This window comes from Kocuria palustris (genome assembly GCF_007666205.1).
In the GTDB taxonomy this organism is placed as follows: Bacteria; Actinomycetota; Actinomycetes; order Actinomycetales; family Micrococcaceae; genus Kocuria; species Kocuria palustris_A.
This window is the reverse complement of record NZ_VDOR01000004.1, coordinates 148,448-172,008: the sequence shown is the minus strand read 5'-3', so window position 1 is coordinate 172,008 and position 23,561 is coordinate 148,448. Positions and strand designations below refer to the sequence as shown.

Annotated in this window: 25 protein-coding genes and 1 tRNA gene; 10 read left to right on the top strand and 16 right to left on the bottom strand. The window is 69.6% G+C overall.

Annotated features, from left to right (window positions below; genetic code table 11):
* Nucleotides 1–428: 428 nt before the first annotated feature.
* The 12 genes from FSY66_RS06620 to FSY66_RS06570 all read right to left on the bottom strand — a co-directional run bounded on the left by FSY66_RS06620 (nt 429) and on the right by FSY66_RS06570 (nt 5,499).
* Nucleotides 429–1,280: a hypothetical protein gene (locus FSY66_RS06620; RefSeq protein WP_144792534.1), complete on the bottom strand. Its 852-nt coding sequence runs from the start codon at nt 1,278–1,280 to the stop codon at nt 429–431.
* Nucleotides 1,281–1,293: 13 nt separating this feature from the next.
* Nucleotides 1,294–1,482 carry a hypothetical protein gene (locus tag FSY66_RS06615; protein ID WP_144792531.1) on the bottom strand — a complete coding sequence of 63 codons (189 nt, stop codon included), beginning with the start codon at nt 1,480–1,482 and terminating at the stop codon, nt 1,294–1,296.
* The gene (locus FSY66_RS06610; RefSeq protein WP_144792528.1) at nt 1,479–1,667 is read right to left on the bottom strand and encodes a hypothetical protein; all 189 of its coding nucleotides are present in this window, start codon (nt 1,665–1,667) and stop codon (nt 1,479–1,481) included. Before FSY66_RS06610 ends, FSY66_RS06615 begins: the two co-directional genes overlap by 4 nt.
* Nucleotides 1,664–1,846, bottom strand: a complete 183-nt coding sequence (locus tag FSY66_RS06605) for a hypothetical protein (RefSeq protein WP_144792525.1) — start codon at nt 1,844–1,846, stop codon at nt 1,664–1,666. The genes FSY66_RS06610 and FSY66_RS06605 overlap by 4 nt, the downstream gene beginning before the upstream one ends.
* A complete protein-coding gene (locus FSY66_RS06600; protein ID WP_186304473.1) occupies nt 1,843–2,130 on the bottom strand; it encodes a WhiB family transcriptional regulator in 288 nt (95 codons plus the stop codon). Before FSY66_RS06600 ends, FSY66_RS06605 begins: the two co-directional genes overlap by 4 nt.
* Nucleotides 2,127–2,546, bottom strand: coding sequence for a hypothetical protein (locus tag FSY66_RS06595; protein ID WP_144792518.1), 420 nt, complete (start codon nt 2,544–2,546; stop codon nt 2,127–2,129). Before FSY66_RS06595 ends, FSY66_RS06600 begins: the two co-directional genes overlap by 4 nt.
* Nucleotides 2,547–2,733: 187 nt before the next feature.
* Nucleotides 2,734–3,975: a DUF3631 domain-containing protein gene (locus FSY66_RS06590; RefSeq protein WP_144792514.1), complete on the bottom strand. Its 1,242-nt coding sequence runs from the start codon at nt 3,973–3,975 to the stop codon at nt 2,734–2,736.
* Entirely contained in the window at nt 3,972–4,214 is a 243-nt protein-coding gene (locus FSY66_RS06585) for a hypothetical protein (RefSeq protein ID WP_144792511.1), read from the bottom strand. Before FSY66_RS06585 ends, FSY66_RS06590 begins: the two co-directional genes overlap by 4 nt.
* Nucleotides 4,215–4,483: 269 nt before the next feature.
* Complete coding sequence (locus tag FSY66_RS06580; protein ID WP_144792508.1) at nt 4,484–4,789, bottom strand: hypothetical protein; 306 nt, start codon at nt 4,787–4,789, stop codon at nt 4,484–4,486.
* Nucleotides 4,786–4,956 carry a hypothetical protein gene (locus FSY66_RS12560; protein WP_186304472.1) on the bottom strand — a complete coding sequence of 57 codons (171 nt, stop codon included), beginning with the start codon at nt 4,954–4,956 and terminating at the stop codon, nt 4,786–4,788. The genes FSY66_RS06580 and FSY66_RS12560 overlap by 4 nt, the downstream gene beginning before the upstream one ends.
* Nucleotides 4,953–5,198 carry a hypothetical protein gene (locus FSY66_RS06575; protein WP_144792504.1) on the bottom strand — a complete coding sequence of 82 codons (246 nt, stop codon included), beginning with the start codon at nt 5,196–5,198 and terminating at the stop codon, nt 4,953–4,955. The genes FSY66_RS12560 and FSY66_RS06575 overlap by 4 nt, the downstream gene beginning before the upstream one ends.
* A gap of 103 nt (nt 5,199–5,301) precedes the next feature.
* Entirely contained in the window at nt 5,302–5,499 is a 198-nt protein-coding gene (locus tag FSY66_RS06570) for a DNA-binding protein (protein ID WP_144792501.1), read from the bottom strand.
* A 138-nt stretch (nt 5,500–5,637) separates the two neighbouring features.
* Here FSY66_RS06570 and FSY66_RS06565 point away from each other — a divergent pair, with 138 nt between their 5' ends.
* Together FSY66_RS06565 and FSY66_RS06560 are read left to right on the top strand one after the other, a co-directional pair.
* Nucleotides 5,638–6,234: a helix-turn-helix domain-containing protein gene (locus FSY66_RS06565; protein ID WP_144792498.1), complete on the top strand. Its 597-nt coding sequence runs from the start codon at nt 5,638–5,640 to the stop codon at nt 6,232–6,234.
* On the top strand, nt 6,221–7,348 hold the full coding sequence (locus tag FSY66_RS06560) for a tyrosine-type recombinase/integrase (protein ID WP_144792495.1): 1,128 nt from the start codon (nt 6,221–6,223) through the stop codon (nt 7,346–7,348). The genes FSY66_RS06565 and FSY66_RS06560 overlap by 14 nt, the downstream gene beginning before the upstream one ends.
* A 52-nt stretch (nt 7,349–7,400) precedes the next feature.
* Here FSY66_RS06560 and FSY66_RS06555 read toward each other — a convergent pair.
* Nucleotides 7,401–7,480: transfer RNA gene (locus FSY66_RS06555), tRNA-Leu, on the bottom strand.
* 281 nt (nt 7,481–7,761) lie between these two features.
* Between FSY66_RS06555 and FSY66_RS06550 the strand changes: the two genes are divergently transcribed.
* The 4 genes from FSY66_RS06550 (at nt 7,762) to FSY66_RS06535 (ending at nt 14,967) form a co-directional block, all read left to right on the top strand.
* Nucleotides 7,762–8,319, top strand: coding sequence for an ANTAR domain-containing response regulator (locus tag FSY66_RS06550; protein WP_260853541.1), 558 nt, complete (start codon nt 7,762–7,764; stop codon nt 8,317–8,319).
* A gap of 49 nt (nt 8,320–8,368) precedes the next feature.
* Nucleotides 8,369–11,275 (top strand): DNA polymerase I, encoded by a 2,907-nt coding sequence (polA, locus tag FSY66_RS06545; protein ID WP_144792489.1) that lies wholly within the window; start codon nt 8,369–8,371, stop codon nt 11,273–11,275.
* A 208-nt stretch (nt 11,276–11,483) separates the two neighbouring features.
* Nucleotides 11,484–12,980: a 30S ribosomal protein S1 gene (rpsA, locus tag FSY66_RS06540; protein WP_144792486.1), complete on the top strand. Its 1,497-nt coding sequence runs from the start codon at nt 11,484–11,486 to the stop codon at nt 12,978–12,980.
* A gap of 262 nt (nt 12,981–13,242) precedes the next feature.
* A complete protein-coding gene (locus FSY66_RS06535) occupies nt 13,243–14,967 on the top strand; it encodes a BCCT family transporter (RefSeq protein ID WP_144792483.1) in 1,725 nt (574 codons plus the stop codon).
* A 58-nt stretch (nt 14,968–15,025) separates the two neighbouring features.
* Here FSY66_RS06535 and FSY66_RS06530 read toward each other — a convergent pair whose 3' ends face one another.
* The gene (locus FSY66_RS06530) at nt 15,026–15,721 is read right to left on the bottom strand and encodes an IMPACT family protein (RefSeq protein WP_144792480.1); all 696 of its coding nucleotides are present in this window, start codon (nt 15,719–15,721) and stop codon (nt 15,026–15,028) included.
* Between the two features lie 77 nt (nt 15,722–15,798).
* Between FSY66_RS06530 and coaE the strand changes: the two genes are divergently transcribed.
* From coaE to FSY66_RS06510, 4 genes are all read left to right on the top strand, one after another.
* Complete coding sequence (coaE, locus tag FSY66_RS06525; RefSeq protein ID WP_144792477.1) at nt 15,799–16,395, top strand: dephospho-CoA kinase; 597 nt, start codon at nt 15,799–15,801, stop codon at nt 16,393–16,395.
* A gap of 216 nt (nt 16,396–16,611) precedes the next feature.
* The gene (locus tag FSY66_RS06520; RefSeq protein ID WP_144792474.1) at nt 16,612–18,468 is read left to right on the top strand and encodes a BCCT family transporter; all 1,857 of its coding nucleotides are present in this window, start codon (nt 16,612–16,614) and stop codon (nt 18,466–18,468) included.
* A 78-nt stretch (nt 18,469–18,546) separates the two neighbouring features.
* The gene (uvrB, locus tag FSY66_RS06515; RefSeq protein ID WP_144792471.1) at nt 18,547–20,670 is read left to right on the top strand and encodes an excinuclease ABC subunit UvrB; all 2,124 of its coding nucleotides are present in this window, start codon (nt 18,547–18,549) and stop codon (nt 20,668–20,670) included.
* A 235-nt stretch (nt 20,671–20,905) separates the two neighbouring features.
* Entirely contained in the window at nt 20,906–22,213 is a 1,308-nt protein-coding gene (locus tag FSY66_RS06510; protein ID WP_260853535.1) for a TerC family protein, read from the top strand.
* 113 nt (nt 22,214–22,326) lie between these two features.
* Here FSY66_RS06510 and FSY66_RS06505 read toward each other — a convergent pair whose 3' ends face one another.
* Entirely contained in the window at nt 22,327–22,905 is a 579-nt protein-coding gene (locus FSY66_RS06505; RefSeq protein ID WP_260853534.1) for a hypothetical protein, read from the bottom strand.
* Nucleotides 22,905–23,525: a transcriptional regulator gene (locus FSY66_RS06500; protein ID WP_144792468.1), complete on the bottom strand. Its 621-nt coding sequence runs from the start codon at nt 23,523–23,525 to the stop codon at nt 22,905–22,907. The genes FSY66_RS06505 and FSY66_RS06500 overlap by 1 nt, the downstream gene beginning before the upstream one ends.
* Nucleotides 23,526–23,561: the final 36 nt, after the last annotated feature.

Sequence of the window (23,561 nt, the reverse complement as noted above, 5' to 3'; positions counted from 1 at the left end):
GGTGCTGCCATGCTCCTCATCCTCCCGTGGAATCAGAGCCTCCACCAGACCCGGGGCGATTCAAGGACTTGGCGGCGTGGTGTGGTCCGCACAACCACTGGAGGTTGCTGAGGCTGTGGTCGTCGCCTCGCACCTTGTGGTCGCACTGATTGCCGTTTGCGGTGCATCTTTGGCCGTTGGTGATCTGCTCGCACTGTCCGCCTGCTCGGGCTCGGACTTGTTCGCGGAGTCGGTGCCAGTTCTTCGGGAGTCGGTCCCGTCTGTTGGATGTGGTCCATCCGGGCATGTTGTCCTTCCTGGGGCGTTGTGTGCCCGTGGTGGCCCCCGGTGGCCTCGTGGGCTGTGAGGGCCGCAGGCGGGCGCACAGGGCTCCTGAGCATGGGTAAAGGCCCCCTCCCGCTGAGTAGCGAGAGGGGGCCGTGGTGGTGTCAGTTCTTGTGCTGCGCCCAGAACCTCGGGGCGAACTGGGCGATGGTGGCGAGGTTGCCGCCTGCGCCGTTGCCCCATGCCTGTGCGATGGCGCGCAGCTGGGCGATCTCACTGCGCTGCTCGTCGGGCTCGAGGGCCTTGAGGGTCGGGCGTCCATGGCGGCCCTGGGCGTGGAGGATGCGAAGCCAGCGGGCGACGGGTGCGATGTCGGCGTTGCGGAGCCAGTCGTTCGCACTGCCCTGGTCGACAGCGCCGAGCGCCCAGCCATGGGCCAGGCCGGCGGCGTACCGCGTCATCTGGTCCACGGCCTCCTCGCTGCGGTCTGCGGGGTCGATGCCGGCTCCTGCTGCGGCTGCGGCGTCGATGACCACGGCGTGGGCGTCGAGGGCTTCGGCTGCGGTGGTGAGGTCGCGCCAGAGCTGGGCGGATCGTTCGTTGCGGATCAACTGGGCCGGGGAGAGTCGGGAGCCGCCGAGCTCGTCGTATGCCGCGACGAAGGCCTGAGCGGCCTCGTTGAAGCCGGCCCGTGCCTTCGAGGCGATCGTGACCAGGTGGGCTTCGGCGGCGGCCTGGGCCTGTGCGTCGGCTGCGGCGATCAGGCGGTTGTAGACCGGCGCGATCTGGTCGAGGCGGAGTGCTTGGGTCGTCGCCCAGGCGGTCGCTGCAGCCTTCGTGTCGCCGTCTGCGAGGGCGCGTTCGTAATCCAGCTGGGCGGTCTGGCCGGCCTGGTGGGTGGCATCGCGGCGGGAGGTGATCTGGGACTTCTCCTCGGCGGCGTGCTTGATGTCCGCGGGCAGGGGCGCGAGTCCCAGGGTCGCGGCGGTGTGGGCGGCGGTCAGGGCGTTGCTCATGGTGTGGTTCCTTTCACCAGGTGTTGGGTGCGTTGAAGAAGGCCTCGGCTCGTTCGCGGGCCGGGTCGGGTTCGGGCGCCCAGCTTTGGGCGGGGTCCGGCCGCCGACTAGGCGGCTGGTCCGGGTCCGGCTGTGGGGGTGCGGGGGTGCTGGTGCCGAAGGCGTCGGCGATCAGCTCTTCGCGGGTGCGGCGGTCGGTCACTTGGGGTCCTCCTGTTGGGTGTTCGCGGCGTCGAGCAGGTCCGCGAGCTCGCAGCACACGTGGTAGGCGTCCATCTCGTCGAGAAATAGGAATGCCCCGCGCCGCTGGATTCGGTATCCGGTTTCCTCGCTGCCGTCGTCGTGCGCCCATACATAGGGCCTAACTCTGAGACGCTTGCCGGTCATTGGTCCTCCTTCTCGATTGCCTCGGCTATGTCGACCAGCTCGTCCGCGAGGGCGTACAGCTTCTCGGCGGGAACGAACACGGTCCGCCGCTCGCGACTGGTGATCTGGGCGGCGATGAGCGCCCCGCGGGTGGTGCCGTTGCGGTTGCGCCATGTCCAGGGATGGGCGCGGACCCTCACGCGGCGGCCTCCTTCGCGGTGATCTCGGAGCGACGCCGCTGACGGGCAAGGCCGGCGCGCGCCTTGGGGGTGGTCCCGCCCCAGACCCCCGCGGGTTCTTCGGCGTCGACGGCATACGACGCGCAGGCGACCCGGGCGGGGCACTTCTCGCAGTGCGCCTGGGCGTACCAAATGTCGGCCGGTGCCCCGGTGATCCAGCGATCGCCGTCCGGGCCGCGGCAGGGAATCTGCGTGGGGTGGTACTGCTCGAGCGTGGCGAGCAGCCGATCGTGGGTGGCGCTCACAGTCCGGCCTCCGAGCTGGTTGGGATGGGGCCGAGGCAGTGGCGGCGGACGAACTCCGTCCAGTCAGTGCGGCCGATCCACGGCTCCGACATGAGGGTGATCGTCGCGGCGAGCACGTCTCGCGTGGAGCAGAGCAGGGAGGCGGGGATGACGTGCGCCGGTGACGCGGTGGGGGCGCACCGGTCATGCTCCACCTGCCAGCGTGCGCGAGCCGGTGGGCGCAGGAACTCGTCTGCTGCCCCGTCGAGATGAAGCGGGGACAGGATCGCAACCGCGGCCTGGTGGGCGGCAGCGTGGGCGGCGTGCGCTGCTTCAGCGGCGGCTAGGTCGTGGTCGTAGACGCGGACAGCGCCCGTGGTGCCGGTGACCGGCCTTGAGCAGTGTTCGCAGGTGAGGTGGATGGTTGCTGGGTTCATGCTGTGGCCTCCATGGGCTGTAGGACGACGAGAGCCGACCCCGCGGATGGAGCCGGCTCGGCGCAGAGCGGGTGCCGATCCCCGTGGTCGGGGAGCATTGGGTAGGAGCACGCGGCGCACCAGGCGCCGGTGACCCGTATCAGGTGCCCGTCCTGGTCGGTGTAGGTGGGGAACTGGTCCCAACGCGTCATGCCGCACCGGCCTCTTCGGCAAGGCATCGCTGGCAGCTGGAGGCATCGAAGCCGTGCTGGCACGACCCCTCTGTGCGAACCGTGGACTCCGTGAGAGCCGTGGAACCGTGGTCGAGCGGACGCACGGTTCCACCCTTCACACGGTTGTCACGGTTCAAATGGGGGTGGGGGACTCCGAACTGTCGCCACGCCCGCTCATAGGAGCTGATGACGTAGCCGCGAGTCCGCACCGGCTGCGAAGAATGGATCTTGAACGCCGTCACCAGCATCCGCCCCATGCCCTGCGGCGTCAGACCGTTAGGCTTCTCCGGCTTCGGCCCCCACATGCGAGGGTTGTGCGCCTTGAGCCGGTCGATCAGCACCGCGGTAGGGACGAAGCTCTCGTCCTCGCTCCACACCTCACCGATGTCTTGCAGCAGCCGAACGCTGGGCCGCTCGGAGGCAAGGCCGTCCTCCCGTTCCATCTTGAGTTCCTCCATGTCCGCGGCGATCGCCGTCTCAATCCGTTCCGGCCAATGACCGCCGGCCGCGTGGGCGATCCGTGCAAGGGGCATCCACTTGTCCTTCATCCGACCGCGACACCCATCAGGCATCTGCGGCTTGACGGTGATCTGCTCGGCGGCCTGGTCGATGCAGGCGGCGAGGTTCTCGCGCAGCGCGATGGTCTCGTTCTCGATGTCGTCCCAGTCGGTCTCCTCGGCTTCCCCGTGCAGATCGGGCATGAGGAGGACTCGGATGCAGCGGGAGCGCGTGTCGTCGGGCAACGTGGGGGCGTTGCCGGCCATCACGACGGGGGCGAAGATCTCGGTCTCCCGGACTACCCAGTCGTTGCCCTGGGAGATGAGGGTCGGCTTCGTCATTCCCTTGCGGTACCCGTTGTTGATGACGGAGAAGATGTCCGAGACGCCTTCCTTGTCGGGGCGCAGACTCTTCTCGGCCTCGTCGACGAGCACTGTGCGGACCTCGGTATCGAGCACTCGGGGCAACAGAGCGGGTGAGATCGATGTAGCGAGCAGCGGCTTATGGCTGAGCTTCGCGATGTGTTCAAGCAGGGTCGTTTTCCCCGACCCGTACGTCGACGAGTCGATGATGACCCGCGGCGTGGTCCGAGTGTGCTCGAGTGCGTGCGTGTGGGCGCAGAACAGGCTGAGAGCGATGGGATCGTTCTCGTCGCTGAACACGACGAACCTGCGCAGGTGCTCGAGGACGGCGTTCAGGACGTTCTCCAGGTCGGTCACGCGGCCACCTCCTGCCGGATCTGCCCCGTGGCGTACAGCGCGCGCCAGGCGGCCACAGCGGCATCCTTGACGGCCTGCCCGGCCTCCGGGGAGCCCTGGTCCGGGACAGCGCGCAGACGGGGCTGTAGGGCCGGGGACGGGCCGAGGTCGACGCCGAAGTCGGCTGCGCACAGCTGGACGCGGGCGCGCTCAGCGGACGAGCCGGCGCGGTAGCCGACATGCCAGAGGTTCAGAGCCACCGGATCGTTGGATTTCAGGAGATTTTCTGTAACATCGGAGACAGAGCGCCCTGGTGCCGCTACGCTGGTCGTAGTCATTCGTTGTCCTCTCTTCGCCGTGGTGGGCGAGGGGATATGAAGCAGCCCCGCCGGTTGGTCCCTGGCGGGGCTGCAGTCGTATGCAGGTCGGTTTCTGGTCGGTCAGCTAACGAGGGCGTGGGCGCCGAGCGTGTTCAGCCAGAACAGCGCGCTGAACGCGAGGACGACGATCGCGGAATCGCGGAGCTCGCTCACCGCTGGCCCTCCCGCTCGGCGCGGGCGATCACGTCGTGGTAGCGCAGGAGCGCGGCGGACGCTCGGAGAAGGTCCGCAGCGCAGAGGGCTTCACCATCCGGGGTGAAGACCCGCGTGCCGTTCCCTGGAGCCCACTCGGAGTACAAGTCCACGCCGGGGACGACGAGGGCCGGCCCCATCCAGAACAGCGGCGCCTTGTCCGTGGCGCGGCGTAGGTCGCCGTCCTCCCGGGGTTCGAGGTCGAACTCCGGCTGAAAGCCCGCAGGGGGCTGGATACGGGTAAGATCGGTGATGACGCTCATTGCGCTGTCCTATCGATAGTGCTGATGGGTGCTGCGGCGGTCGCGATCCTGTTCTTGGCGGAATGGTCGCGATCGTCGTTCTTCTTCTTCGGGCTGGTGATGTGGTCCCTGCCGGTGTCATGCGTGTCGAACGGCTCCGGCGGGGTGTCCCCGCGGCGGCGGATCATCGGGCGTACTCCCGCAAGACGTTGCGGATCGCCTCAGCCGGAGTCGGATCCGCATAAGTTGTGCGGTTCGAGTCCCAACCGCGGTCTGGTCGAAGGCCGTCCTGCAAGTCGAGAACGACCTTCGCGATGTCGCTGGCCTTCCGATTGGAGAGCGTCAGCATCGCCAGGTCGTACCCGTCTGCTCCTTCATCGGAGAGGTGCGCTCTGAGCTTCGCGGCTTCGTTGTGCACCTGCTGGCGCATGTCCATGAGTCGAGACATAGGGGATCTCCGTTCCGGCCGTCGAAGCGACCGTTGTTCAGCACCGTGTGGTGCCTGCCGCTGCATGCGGCCTTAGCTGGGGTGGTCAGGCGGCGTCGCCGGTGATGGTGCGGGTCTGGTCTCGGATGTACTTCTCAACGGCGTCCGGGGAGTAGTAGATCTTCCGACCCACGCGGAAGAACTCCGGCCCGGTCCCGCGGTATCGGTGCTGTGCCCATGAGCCCCGCGTGGTTCCGGGGAACTGCTGGATCATGTCCTCGATCGTCAGTGGCTTGGTCTGCATTTCTCGCCCCTCCTGGGGATCGTGCGGCGTCACAGGTTTCCGATCCTGCAACCTTGTGATTGAGAGCGTACAGGCGAAAGCGGCTCATCACAAGTCCACGGGAGTGCAGACTTGAGACGTGTGGCACGCTTGCTGACGATGACCACCATTTCCGAAGTCGTGGGGCACAACCTGCGACGCCACCGTGCCGACCACACCCTCACCCTGGACGAGGTTGCCCGCGGGCTGCGCATGTACAGCGGCGAGCTATGGGGCTCAGGGCGCGTCTCGCGGTTCGAGCACGGTGACAGCCCCGTCAGCGTCGACACGCTGATCCTGCTGGCCATCACCCTCACTGACCTGACCGGCGAGCCCGTAGCGCCCGCAGATCTGCTGGAGGCTCAAGGTGAGGTGACCATTGGGCAAGCACCCGAGCAGGGTGGTGAAGGTGCCGCCCCTGGGCTCGTCGTCGACGGCCCCATGGTCGGGAAGTACCTGCTCGGGCAGACGGTCGGACTTCACTACCCATTCAAGCTGGAGCTTGACGATCTGCCACTGGCGGACCGGAGGGCGGCAGATGCGCTGGGCATCGATGAACAGCAGTTCCGAGAGCACTCCAGGAAGCTGTGGGGCCGTCTCATGTCCGCCGAGGTCGAGGCCCAGGCGCCGCCCGGTGCCACCGCGCAGAAGAAGGGGCGGATCACCCGGACCTTGCGGGCTGAGATGCAGAAGGCGCTGGATCGTGGCAACGATTGAGTCCTACGCGACGAAGGCCGGCCGCCGCTATCGGGTGAGGTATAGGACTCCGGATCGTCGTCAGACGGACAAGCGCGGTTTCACGACCAAGAGGGATGCCGAGCGCTTCGCCCGTACCGTCGAAGTGTCGAAGGACCGCGGCGAGTGGATCGACCCTGCTGACACCCGTGTGACCATCGGCGCGTTGGGAGAGCGGTGGATCGCCAGCCGCTCGAGCCTCAAGCCCTCCACACTGCGGACTGTGGAGTCCGCGTGGCGGAACCATGTGCAGCCGCGTTGGGGCACCACGGCGGTCACGGATGTGCGGTTCTCCGCCGTCGAGGAATGGGCCGCTGGACTCGCACGGGAGAAGTCGCCCACGACGGTGAAGCGCGCTCACGGAGTGCTGTCGTCGATCCTGGCCGGCGCCGTCCGTGACCGCCGCATCCTCGCGAACCCGGCTGAGGGTGTCGCGTTGCCCCGGAAGGTGGCGAAGCCCCATGTGTACCTGTCGCATGATCAGCTGCACGCCCTTGCGGCAGCCTCCGACCGGCCCGCTCTAGTCCTGGTGCTCGGTTACACCGGCCTGCGGTGGGGCGAGGCGATCGGGCTGCGCGTGAAGGACGTGGACACCACCCGCCGGCGGATCAAAGTCGAGCGCAACGCCGTGCAAATCACCGGCTCCAAGTTCGAGGTGGGGACCCCGAAGTCTCACAAGCAGCGCGCCGTCCCATACCCGGCGTTCCTGGCCCCGCTGGTGGCCGAACAGCTCGAGGGGAAGGCCGCCGACGATCTGGTGTTCCCCGGTCGTTCTGGTGGCTTCCAGCCGCGCCCCAACCTGTTCACCGGCGACGGTGGCACGCGCTCGTGGTTCACCGCTGCCTTGCAGCGCGCCGGCCTGCCGAAGATGACCGTTCACGACCTCCGCCACACTGCGGCGTCGCTGGCGGTGGCCTCCGGCGCCAACGTGAAGGCCGTGCAGCGGATGCTCGGACACGCCTCCGCAGCGATGACCTTGGACGTCTACGCAGACCTGTTCGATGACGATCTCGAGGCCGTGGCGACCTCGCTGGATCACGCCTTCTCGCAGACGAATGTGGGCAGAACGTGGGCAGAAGGCCAGGCCCGGACATGAAGAAGGCCCCTACTCCCGCGTGATTCCGGGGAAGTAGGGGCCAATCTGGGGGTGCCCAAGGTGGGACTCGAACCCACACTCCGAAGAACCGCATTTTGAGTGCGGCGCGTCTGCCGATTCCGCCACTTGGGCGCGGTCCGCGCACCTGCACCCTACCGCAGGGCGCCATGCGCGGCCGGGCGCGGGTGGATAGGCTGGAGGCCACCTGCCGCATCCCGGCGCCGGCCGGGGCCGCGGCGTCCAGGGCTCCGGCGCGACGCGCAGGGGCCGATCCGCAGGGCCACCGCCGCCGACGCTGAGGAGCACCCGCCGTGACCGAGAATCCCGAACCGCTGGACCTCCCCGTCCCGGGTGCCTCCGGCGGGACCTCAGAGCCCGCCCCGGAGGAGGCGCCCTCGCAGCAGCGGCGCCGCGTGGTGGTCGCCGAGGACGACTCGATGATCCGCATGGACGTCGTGGAGATGCTGGGCGCCGAGGGCTACGACGTCGTGGGCGAGGCCGCCGACGGGCGCAAGGCCGTGGACCTGACCCGCGAGCTCGAGCCCGACCTCGTGCTCATGGACGTGAAGATGCCGATCCTCGACGGCATCTCGGCCGCCGAGGAGATCGCCGCCGAGCGCATCGCCCCGGTCGTCCTGCTCACCGCCTTCAGCCAGAAGGAGCTCGTCGAGCGCGCCCGCGAGGCCGGTGCCATGGCCTACGTCGTCAAGCCCTACACCGCCGCGGACCTGGTCCCGGCGATCGAGGTCGCGCTCTCGCGCTTCGACGAGATCGTGGCCCTCGAGGACGAGGTCTCTGAGATGAAGGACCAGTTCGAGACCCGCAAGCTGGTCGAGCGCGCGAAGTCCCTGCTGATCACCCGGATGGGCCTCACCGAGCCGGAGGCGTTCCGCTGGATCCAGAAGACGTCGATGGATCGGCGCCTGTCCATGCGCGAGGTCGCCGACGCGATCCTCAGCCAGGTCGGCTGAGCCGCCCGAGCCGGACCGCGGTGTCCGGGCCCGCCCCTAGGATGGGCGCGTGAGCACGAAGACCAGCACCGAGACCTCCGCCCCGTCGTCCGTGACGATCGGGGTCAAGACCGATGCCCCGGTGGAGGTGCCCCTGCCGCAGCGGATCGAGCGCCCCGAGCGCCGCCTGCTGCTGATCGACGGCCACTCGCTGGCCTTCCGCGCGTTCTTCGCGCTCTCGCGCGCCGCGGAGTACGGGAACGGGCCGTCGTTCGTGACCGAGGACGGCACGCACACGGAGGCCGTCTACGGCTTCCTGAACACGCTGGCCAAGATGCTCCGGGAGCAGAGGCCCACGCACCTGGTCGTGACCTTCGACCTCGAGGGCCCCACCCTGCGCTCCCAGGAGTACGGCGACTACAAGGGCGGCCGCGACGAGACCCCGGAGGCGTTCCTGGGCCAGATCCCGCGCATCCAGCAGGTGCTCGAGGCGCTGGAGATCCCCATCGTCACCAAGGAGGGCTACGAGGCCGACGACGTCCTGGCCACCCTCGCGGCACAGGGGTCCCGTCAGGAGTTCGAGGTCCTCGTCTTCTCGGGCGACCGCGACGCCTTCCAGATGGTCGACGAGAACGTGACCATCGTGTACCCGGGCCGCACCCCGTCCGACCTGCGGCTCATGGACGCTGCGGCGGTGCTGGAGAAGTACAAGGTCGCCCCGCAGAACTACCCGGACCTCGCGGCGCTGACCGGCGAGCAGGCCGACAACCTCCCCGGCGTGCCGGGCGTGGGGCCGGGCTTCGCGGCCAAGTGGATCGAGGCCTACGGCCCGGTCGAGTCGATCCTGGACCACGCCGGGAGCATCACCGGCAAGAAGGGCGAGGCCCTGCGCGAGAACCTGGATCTGGTGCGCCGCAACCGCCGCCTCAACCGACTGGAGACGGACCTCGAGCTCGGCTTCTCGATCGACGACGCCGCGATCCCGGCACCGGACACCCAGCGCGTCGGGGAGATCTTCGACGAGCTCGAGTTCGGCTCCGGGCTGCGCGGCCGGCTCTTCGAGGCTCTCGCGGCGGAGGACGCCGCCCCCCGGGCGGCGGCGCCGGTCATCGAGCAGGTCGAGGCCGCGCAGACCGCCGAGCAGCTCGCGGCATGGCTCGAGCGCTCCGGCGACGCGCCTGTGGCCGTGCGCCCGGTCCGTCATGACGACGACGCCCGCCTCCCCGGCGCCCGCGATGTCACGGAGCTGCTGCTGGTGTGCGCCGGCCAGGGGGAGGGCGCCCCCTCGGCCCTGCAGATCGACCTGAGCGCGGCCGACGACGAGCTCGACGGCGCCCTGGCGAGCTGGCTCTCCGACGAGCAGCGGCCGAAGGTGGTCGTCGGACTGAAGGAGCTGTGGAAGTCGCTGCGCGTGCGCGGCCTCGAGCTGGCCGGCGCGATCGACGACGTCCAGCTCTCCGCCTACCTCATCGAGCCGGCGCGCAGCGGCTACGACCTCGAGGGCCTGCTGGCCGCGCACCTGGACATCGAGATCGAGGACTTCCAGGAGCCGTCGGCCGCCGCGGAGGGGCAGACCTCGCTGGACGTCGCGGGGGACGCCGCGGGACAGGCCCGCACGTCGCAGGCGCGCCTGCTGCACGAGGCCTCGCTCGGGCTCTCGGCCCTGCAGCTCTCCCGGCACCTGCGCGAGCGCCTCGAGGCCGACAACCAGCTGGAGCTGCTCACCGGGATGGATCTGCCGCTGGCCCGGATCCTGGGGCAGATGGAGCTCACGGGAGTCGCCGTCGACTCGCAGCGCGTCACCGAGCTGATCGACGACCTCGAGGGGCCGATCCGACAGGCCTGGGAGACCGCGCAGTCGATCGTCCCCCGCGAGGACGGCGAGCCGGAGGTCAACCTCGGCTCGACCAAGCAGCTGCAGACCGTGCTCTTCGAGACTCTGGGGCTGCCGCCGACCAAGAAGATCAAGACCGGCTACACGACCTCGGCCTCCGCCGTGGCGGATCTGCTCACCAGGGTCGATCCGGAGTCCGACGGCGCCCGGTTCCTGCTGGCCCTGATGCGCTGGCGCGACACCAGCAAGCTCAAGCAGATCGTGCAGGGCCTGCGCCAGGCCGTGGCCGACGACGGGCGCATCCACACCGACTACCAGCAGACCGTGGCCGCCACGGGGCGCCTGTCGTCCACGGATCCGAACCTGCAGAACATCCCGGTGCGCAGCGAGGAGGGCCGGCGCACCCGCGCCGTCTTCGTCGTGGGCTCCGACGATCAGGGGCCCCTCGAGACCCTGGTGACGGCCGACTACTCGCAGATCGAGATGCGGGTGATGGCCCACCTGTCCGGGGACGAGGCCCTGATCGACGCGTTCCGCCAGGGGGAGGACCTGCATCGCTACGTCGGCTCCAAGGTCTTCTCGGTCGCCCCGGAGGACGTCACCTCCGAGATGCGCGCCAAGGTCAAGGCCATGAGCTACGGGCTCGTCTACGGCCTGAGCTCCTACGGGCTGTCCCAGCAGCTGCAGATCTCGGTCGACGAGGCGCGGACCATGATGTCCGACTACTTCAAGCGCTTCGGCGGCGTGCGGGACTACCTGCGCGGCGTCGTGGAGGAGGCTCGCGAGGCCGGCTACACCGCCACGATCGACGGCCGCCGCCGGTACCTGCCGGATCTGGCCAGCGACAACCGCCAGGCCCGCCAGGGAGCGGAGCGCGCCGCGCTCAACGCGCCCATCCAGGGCTCCGCGGCCGACATCATCAAGCGGGCCATGATCAATGTGGACCGCGCGCTGGCCCAGGACGGCCTGCGCTCCCGGGTGCTGCTGCAGGTGCACGACGAGCTGGTGGTCGAGGCGGCCGCCGGCGAGGTCGAGCGCGTGACCGAGATCCTGCGCGAGCAGATGGGCGCCGCCGCCGAGCTCTCGGTGCCCCTCGAGGTCAACGTGGGCACGGGCCCCGACTGGAACGCCGCCGCGCACTGAGCCCCCGGCCCTCCTCGGAGCACGTGCTCGCGGGGCCCCTCCCGAGTGCTCACGCGCTCGGGAGTGTTGATGCGCGCTGATCCGGCCGTTAGACTTGATCGGTGCACCGTGTGCACCCGTACGATCCGCTCGCCCGCGGCCGATGCGCCGCAGCGGCGAGCCGAAGACCGAACCGACCACTTTCCAATTCCATCGGAGTCCCTACTACATGACCACCACCACCCCGCAGGTCGCCGTCAACGACATCGGAACCGAGGAGGACTTCCTCGCCGCCGTCGATGCGACCATCAAGTACTTCAACGACGGCGACCTCGTGGAGGGCACTGTCGTCAAGGTCGATCGTGACGAGGTCCTCCTCGACATCGGCTACAAGACTGAGGGTGTCATCCCGTCCCGCGAGCTCTCGATCAAGCACGACATCAACCCCGACTCCGTCGTGGCCGTCGGCGATCAGGTCGAGGCCCTGGTCCTCACCAAGGAGGACAAGGAAGGCCGCCTGATCCTGTCCAAGAAGCGGGCTCAGTACGAGCGCGCCTGGGGCGACATCGAGAAGATCAAGGAAGAGGACGGCGTCGTCAACGGCACCGTCATCGAGGTGGTCAAGGGCGGCCTCATCCTGGACATCGGCCTGCGCGGCTTCCTGCCGGCATCGCTCGTGGAGATGCGCCGCGTGCGCGATCTGGCCCCGTACATCGGCCAGCAGCTCGAGGCCAAGATCATCGAGCTCGACAAGAACCGCAACAACGTCGTGCTCTCGCGCCGCGCGTGGCTCGAGCAGACCCAGTCCGAGGTCCGCTCCGACTTCCTCAACAAGCTCCAGAAGGGCCAGGTCCGCACGGGCCACGTGTCCTCGATCGTCAACTTCGGCGCCTTCGTCGATCTCGGCGGCGTCGACGGCCTGGTGCACGTCTCGGAGCTGTCCTGGAAGCACATCGACCACCCGGGCGAGGTCGTCGAGGTCGGCCAGGAGGTCAAGGTCGAGGTCCTGGACGTCGACATGGACCGCGAGCGCGTCTCCCTGTCGCTGAAGGCCACCCAGGAGGATCCCTGGCAGCTCTTCGCCCGCACCCACGCGCTCGGCCAGGTCGTGCCGGGCAAGGTCACCAAGCTCGTCCCGTTCGGTGCGTTCGTGCGCGTCGAGGACGGCATCGAGGGCCTGGTGCACATCTCCGAGCTGGCCCAGCGCCACGTCGACATGGCCGAGCAGGTCGTCTCCGTCGGCGAGGAGCTGTTCGTCAAGGTCATCGACATCGACCTGGATCGCCGCCGCATCTCCCTGTCGCTCAAGCAGGCCAACGACGGCGTGGACCCGGACTCGACCGAGTTCGATCCCGCGCAGTACGGCATGGCCGCCGAGTACGACGAGCAGGGCAACTACAAGTACCCCGAGGGCTTCGATCCCGAGACCAACGAGTGGATCGAGGGCTTCGAGGAGCAGCGCGCCGCCTGGGAGCAGCAGTACGCCGAGGCCCAGGCCCGCTGGGAGGCCCACAAGGAGCAGGTGCGCCGCCACCTCAACGAGGACGCCGAGGCTGCTGTCGCCGGCGCCGGCGTGGCCACCTCGTCCTCGTCGAGCTCCGCCCCGAGCTCGTCCTCGCAGTCGGCCCCGTCGTCGTACTCCTCGGACGCCCAGGACGAGGACGGCGGCACCCTGGCCTCCGACGAGGCCCTCGCCGCCCTGCGCGAGAAGCTCACCGGCAACTGATCGCGCAGGCCGCGGCTCGAGGCTCGTCCTCGCGCCCGCGGGCTGATCCGAAGGCCCCCGCCGCTCGCCGGCGGGGGCCTTCGCCGTGCCGGGGGTCTCACGGTCCCCGAGGCCCGCGGGGCGCGCCGACCGGCTCCGGGCGCTCGACGATCTCGCATAGGGTGGAGCGCGGCTTCCGACGGCTCGCCCGTCGATGCCGCGGCTGGCCTCCGGGCAGACCGCGCCGCCTCCTCCGCCTCCACCCCCTGGGAGCCCCACGTCCATGCTCACCAAGCTCCATGACCGACTGGGGCTGCGGACCAGCCCGCAGATCTTCTTCGCCGCGTCCGGATTCGTGGTGGCCTTCGCCGTGATCATGGTGATCTTCCCCGGCGGGGTCGCGGGCGTCTTCGGGACGCTGGCCGCCTGGATCTCCGCGAATCTGGGCTGGTTCTACGTCACCGCGATCACCTGCATGCTGATCTTCGCCTTCGGGCTGGCCATGAGCCGGTACGGGCGGATCAAGCTCGGCGACGACGACGCCGAGCCCGAGTACTCCGGCATGGCCTGGTTCGGGATGCTCTTCGCTGCCGGCGTCGGGGCCGTCCTGATGTTCTGGGGCGTCGCCGAGCCGGTGAACCACTATGCGAACCCGCCGATGTACGGCGTGGAGGCGCAATCGGTGCAGGCGGCCTCGGACGCCCTGGGCATCGCGAACTTCCACTTCGGGCTGCACATGTGGGGGATCTTCATCGTGCCGGGGCTGGCCTTCGCGTACTTCACGTACAAGCGCAAGCTGCCGCCGCGGGTCTCGTCATCGTTCCAGCCCCTGCTGGGCGACGGCATCCACGGGCCCATCGGCAAGACGATCGACGCCATGACGGTGATCGCCACGATCTTCGGCCTGGCCGTGTCGATCGGGCAGGGCGCCATGCAGATCAACGGCGGGCTGGACGTCATGTACGGGATCCCCATGGCCGGATGGGTGCAGGCGCTCATCGTCGCCGTGATCACCGCGGTGGCCCTCGTCTCGGTGATCGCCGGGATGGACAAGGGCGTCAAGCGGCTGTCGTACCTCAACATCTTCCTGGCGATCGCCCTGCTGCTGTTCCTGCTGATGTTCGGGGCCACCACCGAGGTGATGAAGGGCACGGTCGAATCCGCAGGGCGCTACCTGGCCATGCTGCCCACCCTGGCGTTCTTCAACACCGCGTGGGGCGACAGCGACTGGACCGGGACCTGGACGGTGTTCTACTTCGCGTGGACGGCCACCTGGGCCCCGTTCGTCGGGATGTTCATCGCCAAGATCTCCCGCGGGCGCACGATCCGCGAGTTCGTCGTCGCGGTGCTGATCATCCCGTCGCTGTTCGTGCTGCTGTGGATCGGGATCATGGGCGTCAACGCCTTCCGGATCGAGCGCGAGGGCGGGAGCCTGGTGCAGACGATCGTCGAGGACGGGGACGTCCCGGCGTCGCTCTTCGAGTTCCTGGGCCACTTCCCGCTGCTCGAGCTGACCGCCGTGCTCGCGCTCGTGCTCATCACGATCTTCTTCATCACCTCCCTGGACTCGGGGGCGCTGGTCCTGGACGCCATGGCCTCGGGGCACGAGGACGCCGCGCCCATGCGCCAGCGGGTGTTCTGGACCCTGGCGATCGGCGGGATCTGCGTCGTGCTTCTGCTGGGCTCCGGCGAGGATGCGCTCACTGCGCTGCAGGAGGTCATCAAGGTCTTCGGCCTGCCCATCACGGCGATGATGTTCGTCCAGGCGCTGATGGTGATCCAGGCGGTGCGCGAGGACTTCGGCGGCGCGCGCCCGATCCGCACCCGGCAGTGGAAGCAGGTGCTCCCGCTGGAGGAGTACCACCGCCGCGCGGGGGAGAGCGGCTACGACATGGACGACTACACCATGCGGCCCGACTTCGAGCCGGGCACGGAGCCGGAGTACGAGACCCATCAGCCCCGGACCTGGCGGACCGAGCGGGAGAACGGCGACGGCTCGCCGCGTTAGGGCAGCCCGGGCGCCGATTGAGCACCGGACGAGGCCCTGCGCGCCTGCGGGCCGCCGGTCAGCCGAGATCCACCCAGCCGGTCCCGTCGTCGCGCAGCCGGCCGGTGCCCGAGGTCACCTCGGCCACGACGGCCCGCAGGTGCTCCACGGCGTCGTCCCGGTCCTCGACGGCCGCGCGCACGAGCGCCTCGGCGGCCCCGTAGTCGGTGCCCAGCACGGCGATGCCGCTCGTGCGCAGCTCGTTCTCGAGCTTGCCGGCGAAACCGGGGGAGACGGCCAGACTCACGTGCCGGCGCCGGGCCCGCGTGCACAGGGGAGCCGTCGCCAGCGTCTCGGCCACGGCCTGGGAGTAGGCGCGGACCAGCCCGCCGGCGCCCAGCAGCGTCCCGCCGAACCAGCGCACCACGACCGCGCAGACGTCCGAGAGATCGGCGGGCGGCTCCGCGTCCGCGGCCGGGGAACCCGCGCCGGAGGGGCCGCGGTGCTGCGTCAGCGCCTCGAGCATGGGGGCACCCGCGGTGCCGGAGGGCTCGCCGTCGTCGTTCGAGCGCTGGACCGCCCGGTCCGGGCCCAGCACGAAGGCCGAGCAGTGGTGCCGGGCGTCGTGATGCCGCCGGCGCAGCTGCGCGACGAGGTCGCGGGCCTGCTCCTCGGTCTGCACGCGGCGCAGGACGCACAGGAAGCGCGAGCGCCTGATCTCGATCTCGTGGGCGATCTCGTCGTGCGCGGACAGGACGGTGTAGCGCTGGGGCATGCCCCGATCCTAGGAGGCGGGTGCCGGAGCGGAGGACGGCAGGGCCGATCGGCGGGCCCGGCCGCTAGCCTGGGCCCATGACGATGATCGGACTCACCGGGGGCATCGCCTCCGGCAAATCGACGGCGGCCCGGCGTCTGCGGGAGCACGGGGCCGTGCTGATCGACGCGGATGCCGTGGTCCGCGAGCTGCAGGGCCCGGGCGGCGCTGCGATCGAGCCGATGGTCGAGGCCTTCGGCTCCGGGATCCTGGGGCCCGACGGGGCACTCGACCGGCCCGCCCTGGGGCGCCGGGTCTTCGCCGACCCGCAGGCCCGCGAACGCCTCAACGCCATCGTGCATCCGCTGGTCCGGGAGCGATCCCGCGAGCTCGTGGAGCAGGCCCGAGCCAAGCGCCCCGGGGCCGTGATCGTGCGCGACATCCCGCTGCTCGTGGAGACCGGCCAGGCCGAGGAGATGGACCTCGTGCTCGTGATCGAGGCGCCGCGCGAGCAGCGGATCCGGCGGATGGTCGAGGACCGGGGGATGAGCCCCGAGGACGCCGCGGCCAGGATCGACGCCCAGGCCACGGACGCGCAGCGCCGGGAGGCCGCCGACGACGTCCTGGTCAACGACGGGACGGTGGCCGAGCTCGTCGCCGCGGTGGATGCATGGTGGGAGCGCCGCGTTCCATGACGGAGCCGTCGTCCCAGGTCGGAGCGGTGTGTCCGGTGCCGTCTGGGGCCAGCGCGGATCCCCGCCTACCGTGGAGGCGCGCCCGAGGCGGCTAGAGCGCACCCCGCACCGCGAACACCGGTCGACCATCACCACCAGGGCTGCGCGGCCTCCGTCCTCGTCACCCTCTACCTCGGCATGCGCCGCGGCGCATGTGCGCAGGCCGCGGACCCACCTATGCTCACCAGACTGCACGACGCCCTGCATCTGCGCACCAATCCCGTCATCTTCTTCGCGGCCGTGATCATCGTCCTGGGCTTCGTCCTGGGATCCCTGCTGTTCACCGACGCCATGAACGCCTTCTTCGCGGGCGGCTCCGGCTGGATCATGGAGAACCTCGGCTGGTTCTACATCCTGGGCGTCTCCGTCTTCCTGCTGTTCCTGGTCTACATCGGCATCAGCCGCTTCGGCGGCCTGCGGCTGGGCGCCCAGGACTCCCGCCCGGAGCACTCGACGCTCGCGTGGTTCGCGATGCTCTTCGCGGCCGGGATCGGGACGATCCTGATGTTCTGGGCCGTCGCCGAGCCGATCTCGCACTTCGCCGAGCCGCCGTTCCACGGGGTCGAGCCGGAGGGCCAGGAGGCCGCGCGCAGCGCCATGGCCATCACCCTCTACCACTTCGGCCTGCACACCTGGACGATCTTCGCGCTGCCGGCCCTGTGCTTCGGCTATTTCATGTACAAGCGCAACCTCCCGCCGCGCGTCTCGTCGATGTTCCAGCCCCTGCTGGGCGCCCGCATCCACGGACCGGTGGGCAAGACGATCGACATCGTCGCGCTCGTGGGGACCCTGACCGGCGTGGCCGTGTCGATCGGCCTGGGCACCCTCCAGATCAACGCCGGTCTGGCGACCCTGTTCGGGATCTCGGAGTCGGCGCTGAGCCAGCTGCTCATCATCGTCGCGGTGACCATCGTGGCCTCGGTCTCGGTGGCCCTGGGCCTGGACCGGGGCATCAAGGTGCTGTCCAACGCCAACATCCTGCTGGCGGTGGGCCTGCTCGTCTTCGTGCTGGTCTCCGGCCCGACCGTGATGATGCTGCGCGGGGCGATCGAGTGGTTCGGCGTGTACATGCAGGAGCTGCCCGGGCTGATGTTCTGGAACGACACCCTCGGCGACACCGGCTGGCAGAGCGGCTGGACGGTCTTCTACTGGGCCTGGACGATCACGTGGTCGCCGTTCGTCGGCATCTTCATCGCGCAGATCTCCAAGGGCCGCTCCATCCGCCAGTTCATCGGGGGAGTGCTCGGCCTGCCCGTGCTGTTCTCGGTGATCTGGTTCGGCATCTTCGGCACGGGCGTCTTCGACATCGAGCTCAACCAGGGCGGCGGGCTCGTGGAGGCCGTCGTGGGCGAGGGGGACATCCCCGGGGCGCTGTTCGCCTTCCTGGGGCACTTCCCGCTGACCGAGCTCGTCTCGGTGCTCGCGATCATCATCGTCTCCCTGTTCTTCATCACCTCGATGGACTCCGCCGGGCTCGTCATGGACAACATGGCCAGCGGCCACGACGACGTGTCCCCGGTGCACCAGCGGGTGTGGTGGGTCCTCGCCATCGGCGCGGTCGCGGCGACCATCCTGCTGGGCGCCGGCGAGGCCGGGCTGACCGCCCTGGAGAACGTGGCGATCCTGATCGGGCTGCCGTTCTTCGTGCTCGGCTACTTCCAGATGTGGTCGCTGCTGCGCGCCATGCGCGAGGACGCAGGGGAGGTCGCGCCCCTGCAGACCCGGCGCTGGCGCCGGACGCTGCCGCCCGAAGAGTACGAGCGCCGCTCCGCCGACGGCCGCCTCGATCCCGACGTCGTCGTGGCGCCCGATCACTACGACGGCTCCGAGCCCGAGCACGCCCCGCAGCTCGCGCACCCCGAGCAGCCGGAGGTCGTGCTGGCCCACCGCCGGCGCACGGGCGGGTTGCAGGGGATCGATGCCTCGGCGGATCCCGGCGCGATCCGGGATCGGGGCGAGGACCGCGAGAGCGGCACGACGCCGGGCCGGAGCTCGGGCAAGGGCTCGACGGACGGTTCGAGCCCGCTGCGCTGAGCCGCGGCTCCTCGCGGCCGAGGGCCCGGTGCGCACCGGGCCGCTGCGCTGTCGGCGCCCGGGCGTAGCCTGGTCCGCATGAGCCTTGCCCAGGAGATCCATCGCGTCGTCGCCCCGTTCGAGGTCGTCTCCGAGTTCCAGCCCGCCGGCGATCAGCCCAAGGCCATCGCCGAGCTGACGCGCCGGGTGGAGGACGGGGAGAAGGACATCGTCCTGCTCGGCGCCACGGGCACCGGCAAGTCGGCCACGGCCGCGTGGCTGGTCGAGTCCGTCCAGCGCCCCACGCTGCTCATGGTCCAGAACAAGACGCTGGCCGCGCAGCTGGCCAGCGAGCTGCGCGAGCTGCTGCCGCACAACGCCGTCGAGTACTTCGTCTCGTACTACGACTACTACCAGCCGGAGGCCTACGTCCCGCAGACGGACACCTTCATCGAGAAGGACTCCTCGATCAACGAGGAGGTCGAGCGCCTGCGCCACTCCGCCACCAACGCCCTGCTCACGCGCCGCGACGTCGTGGTGGTCTCCACGGTCTCCTGCATCTACGGCCTGGGCACCCCGGAGGAGTACATCCGGCAGATGGTGACCCTCCGGGTGGGCGATCAGCTGGACCGGGACGACCTCCTGCGCCAGTTCGTGAACATGCAGTACGCGCGCAATGACATGGACTTCCACCGCGGGACCTTCCGCGTGCGCGGCGACACGGTGGAGATCATCCCCATGTACGAGGAGCACGCGATCCGCATCGAGTTCTTCGGCGACGAGATCGAGGCGATCTACACGCTGCACCCCGTGACGGGGGAGGTCATCCGCGACGAGCAGGAGATGTACGTCTTCCCGGCCTCGCACTACGTGGCCGGCGCCGATCGGATGTCCCGGGCCGTCGGCCAGATCGAGGACGAGCTGCGCGATCGGCTCGACGAGCTCGAGTCCCAGAACAAGCTCGTCGAGGCCCAGCGGCTGCGCATGCGCACCACGTACGACCTCGAGATGATGGAGCAGATGGGCTACTGCAACGGCATCGAGAACTACTCGCGGCACATCGACGGCCGCGATGCCGGCTCGGCCCCCCACTGCCTGCTCGACTACTTCCCCGACGACTTCATGCTCATCGTCGACGAGTCCCACGTCACGGTCCCGCAGATCGGCGGCATGTACGAAGGCGACATGTCCCGCAAGCGCACGCTCGTGGACCACGGCTTCCGCCTGCCGTCGGCCCTCGACAACCGGCCGCTGACCTGGGACGAGTTCCTCGAGCGCATCGGGCAGACCGTCTACATGTCCGCCACGCCGGGGCCGTACGAGCTCGGGCAGGCCGACGGCTACGTCGAGCAGATCATCCGCCCCACCGGCCTGGTCGATCCCGAGATCGTGGTCAAGCCCACCAAGGGGCAGATCGACGACCTCATGGACGAGATCACGGCCAGGACCGAGCGCGACGAGCGCGTGCTCGTGACCACGCTGACCAAGCGCATGGCCGAGGACCTGACCGATTATCTGCTCGAGCACGGGGTCAAGGTCCAGTACCTGCATTCGGACGTGGACACGCTGCGCCGCGTCGAGCTGCTCTCCGAGCTGCGCCAGGGCGTGTTCGACGTCCTCGTGGGCATCAACCTCCTGCGCGAGGGCCTGGACCTGCCCGAGGTCTCGCTCGTGGCGATCCTGGACGCCGACAAGGAGGGCTTCCTGCGCTCGACCACCTCCCTCATCCAGACCATCGGCCGCGCGGCGCGCAACATCGGCGGCCAGGTCCACATGTACGCCGACAAGATCACCGATTCCATGCGCACCGCGATCGACGAGACCAATCGCCGCCGCGAGGTCCAGATCGCCTACAACAAGGAGCACGGCATCGACCCCACGCCGCTGCGCAAGCGCATCGGCGACATCACGGAGCAGCTGGCCCGCGAGTCGGAGGACACCCACGAGCTGCTCTCCGCGCGCGCCGGCGCCAGCGGCAGGACCGCGCCCACCAAGGGCCGCCGCGACGAGCGGACCAAGGAGGCGGATGCCGAGGCCGCCAAGCTGCGGGAGAGCCGCACCGAGGTCCCGGCCGACAGCCTCGAGGACCTGGCCGAGCAGCTCACGGAGCAGATGAACCAGGCGGCCATGGACCTCAAGTTCGAGCTCGCGGCACGCATCCGCGACGAGCTGCACGACGTCAAGCGGGAGATCCGCCACGTCCGGGAGTCCGGCGGGGCCTGACCTGCCCCCGGGCGGCGGCGCTCGAGCGGCGCCGGGAGCGGACCCCGAGCCGACGCCTGTGTAAGATGCCGTGAGCGTAGGGGAGTATCCGATCGCACTGTGGACGTCAGCACGCGGGGCACGTAGCCCCCGCCGGGCACAGTGATCGGGCCGGGCCGGGCACGCGCATCGCGCACCCCGACCGCGGTCCGGTGGAGAGACTTGCGTTCCGATCCGCTCATCGAGAGGACCCCCTATGGAAGTCTCACCCCTGATCTGGGGGCTGACCGTCGCCGTGATCATCGGCATGCTCGCCTTCGACTACTTCTTCCACGTGCGCAAGGCCCACGAGCCGCACATCAAGGAGGCGGCCGTCTGGTCCGCCATCTACGTGGGGATCGCCCTGATCTTCGGGCTCTTCGTCCTGGCCATGTGGGGCGGCGTCTACGCGACCGAGTACTACGCCGGCTACATCACCGAGAAGGCGCTGTCGGTCGACAACCTCTTCGTCTTCCTGATCATCATCGCGTCCTTCAAGGTGCCGCGCGAGGATCAGCAGAAGGTCCTGCTCTTCGGCATCACCTTCGCGCTGGTCGCACGCACCGTGTTCATCTTCATCGGCGCGGCCGCGATCAACCAGCTCGCGTGGCTGTTCTACATCTTCGGCCTCTTCCTCATCTTCACCGCCGCCGGCCTGATCAAGGGCGAGCTGACGGGGGATGACGACGACGAGGCGGACAACCTCATCGTCCGCACCGCCAAGAAGTACATGCACACCACGGACTACTACGACGGCGACAAGCTGTTCACCTACGAGAACGGCAAGCGGGTCATGACCCCCATGCTGCTCGTCATGGTCTGCATCGGCGGCACGGACATCCTGTTCGCCTTCGACTCGATCCCGGCGATCTTCGGCCTCACCCAGGAGACGTACCTGGTCTTCACGGCCGTGGCGTTCTCGCTCATGGGCCTGCGTCAGCTCTACTTCCTGATCGACGGCATGCTCGACCGGCTCATCTACCTGTCGTGGGGCCTGGCCATCATCCTGGGCTTCATCGGCTACAAGCTGATCGTGCACGCCCTGCACGAGAACGACCTGCCGTTCATCAACGGCGGCGAGCCCGTGCACTTCCCGCCGGAGGTGACCATCGGCCAGTCGCTGGGCGTGATCGTCGGCGTGCTGCTGGTGACCGTGCTGGCCTCGCTGCTCAGCCCCAAGGGCCGCGCCCTGCGCGTGATCGACGGGCTGCGACGCGTCTCCAAGGAGTACATCGCCCTGCCCAAGGACGCCTCGGACGAGCAGCGCCAGAAGCTCGCCTCCAAGGGCGCCTCCCTGGTCGAGAAGATGCCCGCCATCAAGCAGAAGCACCGCGACGAGCTCATCGACGACCACAGCGCCTACGAGGCGCTCGTCGAGCAGGCGCGCGGCGCGCACCAGGAGTACAAGTCCACGGGGCGTGCCCCGGAGCCCGTCGACGTGGACGCCGAGGAGGACGGCACGTCGGTGGACAAGCCCCAGCCGCACTCGGGCTCGTCCCGCGTCGAGCGCGGCACGGGGGACTGACCCCGGAGGCCCTCCGACGGGGGGCATCGAGCCCCGCAGGAAGGGCCCCGCATCGCCGTCGGCGGTGCGGGGCCCTCCTCATCTCGGCGACGGCCGGCGATGCCCGCCGCAGCTCAGGAACCGGGGGAGACCGTCATGATCATGCCCGCGGCCCCGGCGGCCCACAGCAGCGAGGCCAGGGTCCCGATGATGAACTGCTCGCGCTGGCTCGGCGTGGTGAACTCCCCGTACCGGGCGAGCCCCTTGACGGCCACGACGACCGCGAGCCCCGTCGGGTACCCGCCGATCAGGCACACCGTGACGGCTACGCGCTCCAGGATTCCGATGACCAGGCCGCCGCGCAGCGGCGGCGAGTCGTCGGCCGGGACCTCGCTCTCGTCCTCCGTCGATGTCGGCACGGTGAGCACGGTGTCGGGCCGGACCTCCTCGAGCCGCTCGAGCCGGGCCTGCTCGGCCGCGCCCGTGTCGCGGGCGATCTCCAGCAGGGACCGCACCACGGGGTCTCCCAGCAGCGCTCCGGCGGCTGTCACCGCCGGAGCGGACCACCACAGCGGGACGGCCCCCTCGCGGAGCCACCAGATCGCGGTGATCACCAGCAGCAGGAGCGGCCCCCAGAGCGTGAGGGCGCCGCGCAGGCCGGCCACGGAGCTGCGGGGCGGCCGGGGGGAAGGAGCGGTCTGCGCCTCGGCCATCAGCGTCCCCTCTGCTCCCCGACGAGACCGCGCTCGTGCGCGAACTCGAGCAGATCGACCAGCACCTGCCGCGCCTCGGACTCCTCCTGCCACATGGCCGTGCGGAGGCGCCGGGAGACCGAGGACTGGTCGATCTCGAGCCGACGGGAGATCTGCTCCTGCGTCATCCCCTGGTCCGCGAAGGAGGCGGCCTCGCGGGCGGCATCCGTGCGCCGCTGGCGCAGGGTCGACAGCAGCGCGAGCAGCGCCTCGGCGTCGCGCACGGCGCGGATCGAGCGGCGCGGCCCCCGGACCGCGGTGCGGCAGGCCAGCTTCTTGGCCGCATCCACGGCATCGCGGGCCAGCACGAGGCACGTCCCGGTCGCCTCCGCGACCGTCTCGGGCAGCGGCTCGTCGACCGCGCCGAGCCCGATGCCCACGTGCCAGCGGCCGGTCTCCGCCAGCAGCAGAGCGGCCTCCACCGTGGGCTCGGGGTCTGCGAACAGCACCTGGAGCTCGTCGCCGGCGGAGAGGTGCCACGGGAGCCGCGCTTCCGGGAAGGCCGTGCGGAGCCGATCTCGAGCGCCGCTCATGTCGAGGGCCCGGCCCTCCGCCCGGGAGCGGCGGCGATCGACGGTCATGGCATACATGAGAGCCCCCTATGCACTGGAACCTGC